Source organism: Ruegeria sp. HKCCD6604, from assembly GCF_013110635.1.
Classification (GTDB): Bacteria; Pseudomonadota; Alphaproteobacteria; order Rhodobacterales; family Rhodobacteraceae; genus Ruegeria.
Window position 1 is genome coordinate 281,823 of record NZ_WVQW01000004.1, and the last position, 11,419, is coordinate 293,241.

The following is an 11,419-nucleotide window of genomic DNA, read 5'->3' on the forward strand; positions in this document are numbered from 1 at the left end:
ATCAGTAAATGGTAAATTCACGCTCTGCGATCACGGGAAACGTCTGCCTATTTCCCTTTCCAGACCGGATCTCTTTTCTCGGCAAAGGCGCGCGCGCCTTCCAGCTGATCTTCGCTGGCATAGAGAACGTCCACGGTTCTGAGCTGACGCTTGGTGATGCGGTTCATGGCATCCTGAAACTTGGCATCTTCAGCATCGCGTACGATTTCCTTGATCGCGGCATAAACCAGGGGCGGTCCCGAGGCCAACAGCCGGGCCAGTTCCCAGGCGCGGTCCATCAGTTGATCCGAGGTGACGATCTCGTTCACCAACCCCCAGCGATTGGCTTCCTCGGCGTCGAACCAACGGCCCGTAAGCAGCAACTCCATCGCGATGTGGTAAGGGATGCGCTTGGGCAGTTTGACGCTGGCCGCATCCGCGACAGTCCCCGAGCGGATTTCCGGCAGGGCGAACGTGGCGTGATCGGCGGCAAGGATCATGTCGGCTGACAGGGCCAACTCCAGCCCGCCGCCACAGGCGATGCCGTTGATGGCCGCGATCACGGGCTTGTTCAGGTCGCGCAGCTCTTGCAAGCCGCCGAACCCTCCGACACCATAGTCCCCGTCTACCGCATCCCCGTCGGCCGCTGCTTTCAGGTCCCAGCCGGGGCAAAAGAACTTCTCTCCGCCGCCCGTCAGAATGGCCACGCGCAGTTCTGGATCGTCGCGAAACGCGCCGAATACCTCACCCATCCTGCGGCTGGTGACAAGATCGATGGCGTTGGCCTTGGGCCGGTCCAGCGTCACCTCAAGGATCGCTCCGTCGCGGCGGGTTTTGATCGGGTCCATATCTCAGGCCTTTCTTATCAGTGCATCCACGGCAACGGCCTTGTCCAGCGTGCACAGGAGCGGGTTAATCTCGACCTCGCCAAGCGTGTCGGCATTTTGCATGACATAGGCCTGAACGGCGTCTACTGCGGCGATGATTGCATCCATATCAGCCGCCCGTTGGCCGCGATAGCCTGCCAAAAGCGGGGCAATTTTCAATTTGCCAAGCGCGGCACGGATGTCCTCGGGCGTGCTTGGCACCAGCACTGACGCCGTGTCGCGCAGGATTTCGGTCAGCACGCCCCCCGCCCCCAATGTCAGGACAAACCCATGCGCCGGGTCACGGACGACACCGACCAGCAATTCAGCAACGGTTCCGGTGATCATCTCTTCGATCAGGATGCTATCTGTGCCAATTTCGGCTGCGACATCGGCCACATCCTCGGCCTTGATGCCCAGCCGAACAGCGCCGTGTTCGGATTTATGCGCAAGCCCAACACCTTTCACGGCAAAGGGGGCTTCCATGTCCTGCACGGCCGAGTGGGCCTCTGCCGGGCCGCAAACCGTGCGGCTTTGCGGAACGTGCAGGCCGCATTCGGCCAGCGCCCGTTTCGATTCGCCTTCGGTCAGGGTTTGGGTCGCCTCAGCCTTTCCAGGCAACCAGACAGGATGTGCGGACGGTGGCGAAATCTGACCCGCGGCGCGCGTGGCCGCCAGCGCTTCGCGCAATCCCATGAATGGAACAACACCACCGGCCATCAGGTCTTGCGCGACGTCTTCAGGCAGAAGTTCAGGCAGCGTCGCAACAATCGCAAACCGGGCGCCGGTTTCAGCACGCACTTTCAACGCAGCTCGGGTCGCGCAACTCCAGTCGGTCGGATCCGTCGTCGGATAGTCGACGATCGAGAACGTCAGGTCGATGTCGTCACCCGTCATGCCCGACCAGGCCTGTGCCATCGCCTCTTCGTCGCGCCAGATATACGTGTGATAATCCAGCGGGTTGTTCACCGCGACCATAGGGCCAAGCGCGTCACGCAAGCGCGCCCTTTTGTCATCGCTCAACTGCGGAAAACTCAGGCCCGTACCAACCGCCATATCCGCGATCAGGCTCGCCTCACCCCCTGAACAACTGATCGAAGCGATGCGGCCACCCGGCAGCGGCCCATAGCAGTGCAACAGTTTCAGCGTCTCAAGAAAGTCCGGCAACGCGGACAGACGCGGAATGCCCAGCCGGTCCAGAAGGGCCTGCGCGCCCGCATCGCTGCCTGCAAGAGACGCAGTGTGCGAGACCGTCGCGGCCTGTGCCTGTTCCGACGCACCCACTTTCAAGGCGACCAGCGGGATGCCCTTTGAATAAGCCTTGGCGGCCAGCGCCTCCCATTCCCGGATGTCCTTGAACCCTTCGATATGCAGACCCACTGCGGTTACGCGCGGATCATCGATCAAGGCCGAGGCGATTTCGGCCTGGCTGGTTTGGGCCATGTTTCCGCATGCCATCATGTAGGCAATCGGCAACCCACGTTTCTGCATGGTCAGGTTGATCGAGATGTTCGAGCTTTGCGTCAGGATCGCCACGCCCTTGCCCACAGGGGTGGCCCCGTGCTGGTCCGGCCACAACAGCGCCCCATCCAGCGCGTTGATTAACCCATAGCAGTTCGGGCCAAGAATGGGCATGTCACCGGCTGCTGCAATCAGTTGATCCTGCAAGTCCCCGCCGGTGTCATCTTCGGCAACGGCCTCGGAAAAGCCCGATGCAAAGCACACCGCCCCACCTGCGCCCGTACTGGACAGGACACGAACGGCCTCGATGGTGGCGTGGCGGTTGATACCGATGAAAACCGCATCCGGGGCTGCGGGCAGGTCCTCGATGTGGCCGAAAACCCTGTGACCCGCAATTTCCGACGCTTTGGGATGCACCGGCCAGATTTGACCGGCATAGCCCATGCGTTCGGATTGCAGAACAACCTGCTGACACCACGCGCCGCCACCGATGACGGCGATGGTTTTCGGGCGCAGCAGCTGGGTCAGGTCTTTGTTCATGGTCAGGCGCCCAAGGGACGTAGAAGATCGCGGCTGATGATGTGGCGCTGAATTTCGCTGGTGCCGTCCCAGATGCGCTCGACCCGGGCATCGCGCCAGAACCGTTCAATCGGGAAATCGTCCATTAAACCCATACCCCCGAATATCTGAAGTGTGGTATCCGTCACCCGCGCCAGCGTTTCCGAGGCATAGAGCTTGGCCGAGGCAATCTCGCGGTTTGATGGCAGGTTTTGATCCAGACGCCACGCGGCCGCGAGTGTCAGCCAATCGGCGGCATCGATCTCGGTGATCATGTCGGCGATCTGGAAGCCGACGCCCTGAAACTTGCCGATGGGCTGGCCGAACTGTTTGCGCACGGCCGCATAGTTCAGCGCATAGTCAAAGCAGCGCCGCGCGCGACCGACCGAGAACGCCGCAACCGTCAGGCGGGTTGCGTAAAGCCATTCGTTCATCACGGCAAAACCGCCATCAACCTCGCCCAGGATCTGTGCGTCAGGCAGACGGCAGTTGTCGAAATACAGGATATAGTTCTTGTAGCCCTTGTGGCTGACCGAGTTGTAGCCCTCGCGCACTTCAAACCCCGGAGTACCGCGATCCACCAGGAAAGTGGTGATGCGTTTCTTCGGGCCCTTGGGAGTTTCGTCCACGCCGGTCGCGATGAAAACGATGAAGAAATCCGCATGTTCCGCGCCCGAGATGAAATGTTTCGATCCGTTGACAACCCAGTCACCGCCATCGCGCACCGCCTGGCATTTCATACCACGCACATCCGAACCCGCATCCGGTTCGGTCATCGCCAGAGCGTCCATCTTGTCGCCACGTACGGCAGGCAGAAGATACCGTTCGCGCTGCTCGTCGTTGCAGGCCATAAGGATGTTCTGCGGGCGCCCAAAGAAATGCGTCAGCGCCATTGACCCGCGGCCAAGCTCGCGCTCGACCAAGGTGAAATCCAGATGAGACAGACCTGCGCCGCCGACTTCCTCGGGGAAGTTGCAGGCATAAAAGCCCAGATCGATACATTTCTGCTTGATCTGCTCGCCCAGCTCAGGAGGCACGGTTCCCGAGCGCTCGACCGCGTCTTCATGCGGGTAGATTTCGTTTTCAACAAAGCTTCGGACCGTCGAGACGATCATGTCCTGTTCTTCTGTCAGACCAAACTGCATGGCGCGTGTTCCCTGGATCGGTGGTTGACCAACCAAACGCCATCGCTCATGGTCGCGACATGCAGAGTTGATATCAAATCATGCCAAATTCGAAAATTTTGACGCGACACTACAACATCCTGCTCTTCAACGGGTTTTCGAACCATTGCCTTGCAAACATGGTCGAACCGCTCAGGGCTGCGAACAACCTGTCGAGGCAGGTTTTGTATTCATGGCGTTTCTGTTCCATGGACGGAGACCCCGTGCAAAGTTCCAGTGGCCTTGTCGTTACACCGAATGGTTCAATCTCTGACCAGCAAGGCGACGTTCTGGTGGTCATGCCGTCTTATGGATATCGCAAGCTGGACACGCGATCGACCACACGCATCGTGCTGGCTGCGGCCCGAAAACACCGGCAAGTGGCAGGGTTGGATACCGGCAGCTGGCTGCTGGCCCGGGCCGGTTTGCTGGATGAGCACCGGGCAACCATTCACTGGGACGAACTTTCCCGGTTCGAAGAAAGCTTTCCGGCCGTGGATGCGGTGCAGGAACGTTTTGTCATCGATGGCAACAGGCTGACCTGTTCCGGGGCCATGGCCGCGTTCGATCTGGCCTCGGCCCTTATCCGCAGGGATCACGGCCCTCTTCTGTCCATGGAAGTCGGGCATCTTCTGATGAGCCGAAATGGGCAGGATCATTACCCTTTGCCTCTGAAGTCCGAAGACACTTTGGTCAATCGCGCACTGGCCGTCATGCAGGCGAACCTTGAAACACCTCTTTCGATCAGGGAACTGGCCCGCAAGATCGGGTGTTCGCAAAAGCGGATCGAAATGCGCGTTCAGGCGGAGCTCAAGACCACGCCGCAGGCGCTGTACCGCCGAATGAGACTGAACCTTGCACGCAATCTGGCAGAAGATACCGAGCAGTCCATCGCCGAAATCGCCGGTCGATGCGGATATGAAAACGCCAGCGCTATGACGCGGGCATTCAAGGCAGAATTCGGCCAGACACCGACGGCGTTTCGCCACCGAAGCCTGTCTGACGGCTGAAACGGGTGCGCATGGCGATGCCCGCTTTTCTGGAAAACCACAGAACCCTGGGGGCTATTCCAGCGAAACCCACAGCACCTTGGCGTCTTCTTCGCTGGTCGAAATACACCCATGCCCCATTCCGCTGTCATAATAAAGCGAGTCACCGGCCTTCATTGGCAAAGGGCGGTAATGTTCAGAAACGAAGATGAGTTCACCGCTGAGCACATACATGAATTCTTCTCCGGAATGTCGGATCCACGTCTCGAACTCCGACAGGTCGCGCGCCTTGATTGTCGCGATATAGGGCAGCATTCGCTTGCTGGTCAGTTCGGGGCAAAGCAGTTCATGCAGGTAAGTGGGCGTATCCTTGAATTCTCCCTCCCCCTTCGGAGTGAAATCACGGCGGCCTGAAATGCCGGATTGACCCGACTGAAGAAACAACTGCGGGGTGCTCATATCCAGGGCCTGTGTCAGACGCCGTACAATGTCAAAGCTTGGCTTCGTCTGGTTGTTTTCGATCTTGGACAGCGTCGAGCGCCCGATACCCGCAGCGCGGCCGGCTTCTTCCAGAGTCCACCCTTTCGCGCGCCGCGCATCGCGGATGGAGCGGCCCAGAGCCTCTCCTTCATCCTGAAATTCCTGTCCGGAAACATCATTTCGGCTTTCGTCGCCCATTGAATTCCCCCTGTTTTATCAAAGGTTACATGCCTCCCAATATATACGCAACTTCTTGAATAAGAGATTTTTGTTGCCTAAGGCGCGCTATTTCCCCTATAGGAAACAAAGTTTCGTACTGAGGATTCGGGGCAAAAGGAGGAGACTATGTTCAAAACGTCGCTGATTGAGGCAGATCCCGTCATTGCTGCGTCCATTTCGCGCGAGGGTGAACGCCAGGCGGAACAGATCGAGTTGATCGCCTCGGAGAACATTGTCTCGAAGGCCGTGATCGAAGCGCAGGGTTCGGTCTTGACCAACAAATACGCCGAAGGCTATCCGGGCCGCCGCTATTATGGCGGCTGCGAATATGTTGACGAGGTCGAAGTCGAGGCGATCGAACGCCTCAAGAAGCTGTTTGGCTGTGAATATGCCAACGTTCAGCCCCATTCCGGCGCACAAGCCAACGGGGCCGTCAAGCTAGCGCTGCTGAACCCGGGCGATACCATTCTTGGCATGTCGCTGGACGCAGGTGGCCATCTGACCCACGGTGCGAAACCGGCGCAGTCCGGTAAATGGTTCCGGCCCGTGCAGTACGGCCTGACCGATGCAGGGCTGATCGATTATGATCAGGTCGCCGAATTGGCGCGGGCGGAAAAGCCCAGGCTGATCATCGCAGGTGCGTCCGCCTACTCACAAAAGATCGACTTTGCCAGATTCCGTGAAATCGCGGACGAGGTTGGCGCATGGCTGCTGGCCGATATGGCTCATATTGCCGGATTGGTGGCGACCGGCCTGCACCCCTCGCCTGTAGGACACGCACATGTCGTGACCTCGACCACGCACAAGACGCTGCGCGGCCCTCGTGGCGGCATCATCCTGACCAATGACGAGGCGCTGGCGAAAAAGATCAACTCGGCCGTATTCCCAGGCCTGCAGGGTGGCCCGCTGATGCACGTCATCGCAGGCAAGGCGGTGGCCTTTGGCGAGGCACTGAAACCCGAATTCAAGGAATACATGCAGCGCGTCGTTGACAGCGCATCGGCCTTGGCCAGCGTCATGATGGCGCGCGGATGTGACATCGTTTCTGGCGGCACCCAGAACCACCTGATGCTGGTCGATCTGCGCCCGATCGGCGTAACCGGCAAGGACGCCGAGGCGGCGCTCGAACGGGCCGGCTTTACCTGCAACAAGAACAGCGTTCCCGGAGATCCGGAAAAACCCACCATCACCAGCGGCATCCGTCTGGGCACCGCCGCCGGGTGCAGCCGTGGCTTTGGCCCGGAAGAGTTCAGGCAGATCGGCCATCTGATCGGTGATGTTCTGGAGGCGCTCGCGAAGTCTCCTGACGGTGACGAAACCGTCGAAAAGGAAACCCGCAAACAGGTTCGCGCTCTTTGCGCAAGCTACCCGATCTACTGAGAGTGCGCGAAATGAATACCTATGACCTCATCGTTATCGGGGGCGGACCGGGCGGCTATGTTGCCGCGATCCGCGCGGCTCAGCTGGGGCTGAATGTGGCCTGTGTCGAAGGGCGCGGCGCACTGGGCGGTACCTGTCTGAACGTGGGGTGTATCCCCTCCAAAGCGTTGCTGACCTCCTCGGCCAAATATGCCGAGCTTGCGCATCTCTCCTCCCAAGGCATTGCGGTCGAGGGGGCCAGCATCGACGTTAGTGCGATGATGGGGCGCAAGGACAAGATCGTCGGTGATCTGACCAAGGGCATCGCGTTCCTGTTCAAGAAGAACGGCGTCGATCTGATCGAAGGCTGGGCCAGCATCCCGGCCACTGGTCAGGTCAAGGTCGGCGACAGCGTATACGAAGCAAAGAACATCCTGATCGCGACAGGATCCGAGCCGGCCTCACTGCCGGGGATCGAGATTGATGAGCAGGATGTGCTCAGTTCCACCGGCGCAATTGCGTTGCAGAGCGTTCCGGATCATCTGGTGGTGATCGGTGCGGGTGTCATCGGACTGGAGCTGGGTCAGGTCTGGGCACGATTGGGCGCCAAGGTCACCGTGGTCGAATACCTGGATCGCGTATTGCCCGGCATCGATGGCGAGATCGCAAAGCTGGCGCAGCGGGCGCTGTCCAAACGCGGTTTGAAGTTCCAACTGGACCGAGCCCTCAAATCGGTTGAGAAAACCGCGGCTGGCCTGACCCTGACCGTGGACCGCCTCGGCAAGGACAAGCAAGAGGCGATCGAGGCCGACAAGGTTCTGATCGCTGTGGGCCGTCGCCCGGTGACGCGCGGGCTTGGGCTGGAAGAGCTGGGCGTGGCCGTGAACCCGCGTGGCTTCGTCGAAGTCGACAGCACATTCCAGACGTCGGTGCCCGGCATCTATGCCATTGGTGATTGTGTTCCCGGCCCGATGCTGGCCCACAAGGCCGAAGAGGACGGCGTTGCCTGTGTCGAGATGTTGGCCGGCGAAGCCGGTCATGTCGATTACAACACCGTGCCGGGTGTGGTCTACACCGATCCCGAAGTGGCCTCGGTTGGTCAGACCGAAGAGGCCCTGAAAGACGCGGGCGTCGAATATGCTGTCGGCAAGTTTGCCTTCATGGCCAATTCGCGGGCGCGCTCGACGGGTGAAACAGATGGCGCGGTCAAGGTTCTGGCCGGTTCCGACGGCAAGATCCTCGGAGCCCATATCTGCGGTGCCCATGGCGGCGATCTGATCGCCGAGTTGGTACTGGCCATGACTAAAGGCGCGACCGTCGCCGAGGTTGCAGCAACCTGTCATGCGCACCCGGCGATGGGCGAGACGGTCAAGGAAGCCTGCCTCGATGCCATGGGCCGCGCAATCCACGCGTAAGTGAGGACAGCCAGATGACCATCCAGCTTCGACCACGTCACCCGGAAAAGGCCAAGAAGGCCGACAGTGTCATCCCGCGCAAACCGAAATGGATTCGCAAGAAGAAGATCGAAAGCGCCGCGTATTACGAAACCCGGCGTCTGATGCGGGATCACGGTCTGGCAACAGTCTGCGAAGAAGCGGCCTGCCCCAATATCGGCGAATGCTGGTCCAAGCGCCATGCAACCATGATGATCATGGGCGAGATCTGCACGCGGGGCTGTTCGTTCTGCAATGTGGCCACCGGCCGCCCCGATGCGCTGGACGCGTTCGAACCCGGCAGGGTTGCGGCGGCGGTCAAGAAACTGGGCCTGCGCCACGTGGTGATCACGTCGGTTGATCGCGATGATCTGGCCGACGGCGGGGCCGAGCATATCGCCCAGACAATCCGCGCCGTACGCCATCAGAACCCCGGCACCACTGTCGAGGTTCTGACCCCCGACTTCCTGGGCAAGGGCGACGCCGCAAAAATCGTCTTTGACGCAGCGCCGGACGTGTTCAACCACAACCTGGAAACCGTCCCGCACCTGTATCCGACGGTTCGCCCCGGCGCGCGCTATTATGCCTCGCTGCGGCTGTTGGACGATGCCAAACGCTCGAACCCCGAGATTTTCACCAAGTCGGGTCTGATGGTCGGGCTGGGTGAAACTCTGAACGACGTGCGTCAGGTGATGGATGATCTGCGCGCGGCCAATGTCGATTTTCTGACGGTCGGGCAGTATCTGCAACCGACACCAAAACATCATCCGATTGACCGGTTCTGGTCACCCGAGGAGTTCGCCCAACTGGAACAGATCGCCCGTTCCAAGGGCTTTTTGCACGTGTCAGCCACGCCGCTGACCCGTTCATCGTTCCATGCCGACGAAGATTTCACTGCTCTCAAGCAGGCCCGCCAGCGGGCCATCGCGACCGGGGCATAAACCAAACGCAAATGGGAGGGAAACCATGGAAGCGTTAAATTCAATCGTAGGGGCCATCAATGGCGTCGTATGGGGGCCGATGATGCTGGTCCTTATCCTCGGCGTTGGCTTCTTCCTGCAGGTCGGGCTGAAATTTATGCCGATCTTGCGCATTGGCACGGGCTTCAGCCTGTTGTTCAAAGGCCGTGAAGGTCAGGGCGAAGGGCAGATCAGCCCGTTCAACGCACTGATGACTTCGCTGTCGGCGACCATCGGTACAGGTAACATCGCCGGTGTGGCCACTGCTGTCTTCCTGGGCGGTCCAGGCGCCTTGTTCTGGATGTGGATGACCGCCCTGGTGGGCATGGCCACCAAATATGCCGAAGCCGTCTGTGCCGTAAAATATCGCGAGAAAGATGAACTGGGCAACTATGTCGGCGGCCCGATGTACTACATCAAGAACGGTCTTGGTGCGAAATGGGCCTGGCTGGGCGTGGCTTTTGCATTGTTCGGCGCGGTTGCTGCCTTCGGCATCGGCAACGGTGTGCAAGCCAACGGTGTTGCTCAGGTGCTGGAAGCCAATTTTGGCCTGAACACCTCTGTCACTGGCGTTGTTCTGATGGTTCTGACCGCAGCCGTTATCCTGGGTGGTATCACCCGCATCGGTGCGGTTGCTGGTAAGCTGGTCCCCTTCATGGCCGTTGCCTATATTATCGCGGGCCTGCTGGTTCTTCTCATCAACATCGGCAACATCGGACATGCGCTGTCGCTGGTCTTTACCTATGCGTTCACCCCGTCCGCCGCCGAAGGTGGTTTCGCGGGTGCAGCCGTCTGGGCCGCCATCCGCTTCGGTGTGGCACGTGGTGTGTTTTCGAACGAGGCCGGTCTGGGTTCGGCCCCGATCGCGCACGCCGCTGCCGAAACCAAGGGTCCGGTCAACCAGGGCCTGATCGCGATGCTGGGTACGTTCATCGATACCATCATCGTCTGCTCGATCACCGGTCTGGCCATCATCGCGTCGGGTGCATGGACATCGGGTGAATCCGGTGCGGCGCTGACCAGCCACGCGTTCGAACTGTCACTGCCGGGTATCGGCGGGTACCTGATCGCCATCGCTCTGTCGATCTTTGCCTTCACCACCATCCTCGGCTGGTCGTTCTACGGCGAGAAATGTGTCGAGTTCCTGCTGGGCGTGAAATCCCTGATGCCCTACCGCGTTCTGTGGATCGTGATGATCTACTTCGGCGCAACTGCAGATCTGGGCTTCATCTGGCTGTTGGCCGATACGTTGAACGCCATGATGGCCATCCCGAACCTGATCGCCCTGGCGCTGCTGAGCCCGATCGTCTTCAAACTGACGAAAGAGTTCTTCGCCTCGGGCGGCAAGTCCGAAGAGCCGGGCGGCACACCTGCCGAATAAGCTCGGCCCGACCAAAACGGGGGGCCATCCCGGCCCCCCGCCTTTGAAACCGAATTCAATATCTCGAGGAGAGACGTGATGGCCACGAAAATCCTGCTGCCCATTGATCACACCGACGACCGCTCGTGGAAACTGGCCCTGCCGACCGCCTTGGAACAGGCAAAATTCTACGGTGCCGAACTGCATGCGGTTGCCGTCATCCCCGAGATCATCCAGCTGCCAAACCTGCCCGCCAACTATGGTGCCGGCGCAAAAGACCACGTGCGGGGTGCGGTTCAGGCGATTCTGGATCATGCCAAGGCTTCCGACGTGCCGGTCCATGTCGAAGAAGGCAGTGTTTACCGCGAAATCCTGAAGCTTGCCTACAAGGAAGGCTTTGATCTGATCGTCATGGCATCGACCAAGGGCGATTTTCCGAACTACGAGATTGGCCCGAACCTGGCCCGTGTCGTGCGCAATGCGCATTGCACCGTCATGGTCGTCCGCGACCAGTCCCGCTGATTGAAAGGTTGAAGAAATGACCACACCGAAGCGCACGCCTCTCCACTCTTTGCACGTCGAGCTTGGCGGCA

General features: G+C 59.8%; 10 protein-coding genes. 6 read left to right on the forward strand and 4 right to left on the reverse strand.

Going from position 1 to position 11,419, the window contains the following annotated elements; genetic code table 11:
• Positions 1-47: 47 nt before the first annotated feature.
• Genes GS614_RS12980 through GS614_RS12990 form a run of 3 tightly spaced genes read right to left on the reverse strand, consistent with a single transcriptional unit; the run spans position 48 to position 4,009 of the window.
• Positions 48-827: a carnitinyl-CoA dehydratase gene (locus GS614_RS12980; protein WP_171726514.1), complete on the reverse strand. Its 780-nt coding sequence runs from the start codon at positions 825-827 to the stop codon at positions 48-50.
• A 3-nt stretch (positions 828-830) separates the two neighbouring features.
• A complete protein-coding gene (locus GS614_RS12985; protein WP_171726515.1) occupies positions 831-2,846 on the reverse strand; it encodes an acetate--CoA ligase family protein in 2,016 nt (671 codons plus the stop codon).
• A gap of 2 nt (positions 2,847-2,848) precedes the next feature.
• On the reverse strand, positions 2,849-4,009 hold the full coding sequence (locus GS614_RS12990) for an acyl-CoA dehydrogenase family protein (RefSeq protein ID WP_171726516.1): 1,161 nt from the start codon (positions 4,007-4,009) through the stop codon (positions 2,849-2,851).
• An 80-nt stretch (positions 4,010-4,089) separates the two neighbouring features.
• On the opposite strand from GS614_RS12990, the gene GS614_RS12995 reads away from it, so the two are divergent.
• Positions 4,090-5,037 carry a GlxA family transcriptional regulator gene (locus GS614_RS12995; protein WP_171119387.1) on the forward strand — a complete coding sequence of 316 codons (948 nt, stop codon included), beginning with the start codon at positions 4,090-4,092 and terminating at the stop codon, positions 5,035-5,037.
• A gap of 54 nt (positions 5,038-5,091) precedes the next feature.
• On the opposite strand, the gene GS614_RS13000 is transcribed toward GS614_RS12995, so the two are convergent.
• Positions 5,092-5,694, reverse strand: coding sequence for a helix-turn-helix domain-containing protein (locus tag GS614_RS13000; RefSeq protein WP_152460402.1), 603 nt, complete (start codon positions 5,692-5,694; stop codon positions 5,092-5,094).
• A 147-nt stretch (positions 5,695-5,841) separates the two neighbouring features.
• Here GS614_RS13000 and glyA point away from each other — a divergent pair, with 147 nt between their 5' ends.
• The 5 genes from glyA to GS614_RS13025 all read left to right on the forward strand — a co-directional run bounded on the left by glyA (position 5,842) and on the right by GS614_RS13025 (position 11,348).
• Positions 5,842-7,095 carry a serine hydroxymethyltransferase gene (gene glyA, locus GS614_RS13005; protein ID WP_171119388.1) on the forward strand — a complete coding sequence of 418 codons (1,254 nt, stop codon included), beginning with the start codon at positions 5,842-5,844 and terminating at the stop codon, positions 7,093-7,095.
• 11 nt (positions 7,096-7,106) lie between these two features.
• Positions 7,107-8,489 carry a dihydrolipoyl dehydrogenase gene (gene lpdA / locus GS614_RS13010; RefSeq protein ID WP_171726517.1) on the forward strand — a complete coding sequence of 461 codons (1,383 nt, stop codon included), beginning with the start codon at positions 7,107-7,109 and terminating at the stop codon, positions 8,487-8,489.
• 14 nt (positions 8,490-8,503) lie between these two features.
• Positions 8,504-9,448 carry a lipoyl synthase gene (gene lipA / locus GS614_RS13015; protein ID WP_171232056.1) on the forward strand — a complete coding sequence of 315 codons (945 nt, stop codon included), beginning with the start codon at positions 8,504-8,506 and terminating at the stop codon, positions 9,446-9,448.
• Positions 9,449-9,473: 25 nt separating this feature from the next.
• Positions 9,474-10,847 (forward strand): sodium:alanine symporter family protein, encoded by a 1,374-nt coding sequence (locus tag GS614_RS13020; protein ID WP_171119391.1) that lies wholly within the window; start codon positions 9,474-9,476, stop codon positions 10,845-10,847.
• Between the two features lie 78 nt (positions 10,848-10,925).
• Positions 10,926-11,348, forward strand: coding sequence for a universal stress protein (locus GS614_RS13025; protein WP_152460407.1), 423 nt, complete (start codon positions 10,926-10,928; stop codon positions 11,346-11,348).
• Positions 11,349-11,419: the final 71 nt, after the last annotated feature.

Coding starts and splice junctions, on each gene's coding strand:
- GS614_RS13020 (WP_171119391.1), top strand. CDS start 9,474: ATGGAAGCGTTAAATTCAATCGTAGGGGCCATCAATGGCGTCGTATGG.
- GS614_RS13025 (WP_152460407.1), top strand. CDS start 10,926: ATGGCCACGAAAATCCTGCTGCCCATTGATCACACCGACGACCGCTCG.
- lipA (WP_171232056.1), top strand. CDS start 8,504: ATGACCATCCAGCTTCGACCACGTCACCCGGAAAAGGCCAAGAAGGCC.
- GS614_RS13000 (WP_152460402.1), bottom strand. CDS start 5,694: ATGGGCGACGAAAGCCGAAATGATGTTTCCGGACAGGAATTTCAGGAT.
- GS614_RS12995 (WP_171119387.1), top strand. CDS start 4,090: ATGCCAAATTCGAAAATTTTGACGCGACACTACAACATCCTGCTCTTC.
- lpdA (WP_171726517.1), top strand. CDS start 7,107: ATGAATACCTATGACCTCATCGTTATCGGGGGCGGACCGGGCGGCTAT.
- GS614_RS12990 (WP_171726516.1), bottom strand. CDS start 4,009: ATGCAGTTTGGTCTGACAGAAGAACAGGACATGATCGTCTCGACGGTC.
- GS614_RS12980 (WP_171726514.1), bottom strand. CDS start 827: ATGGACCCGATCAAAACCCGCCGCGACGGAGCGATCCTTGAGGTGACG.
- GS614_RS12985 (WP_171726515.1), bottom strand. CDS start 2,846: ATGAACAAAGACCTGACCCAGCTGCTGCGCCCGAAAACCATCGCCGTC.
- glyA (WP_171119388.1), top strand. CDS start 5,842: ATGTTCAAAACGTCGCTGATTGAGGCAGATCCCGTCATTGCTGCGTCC.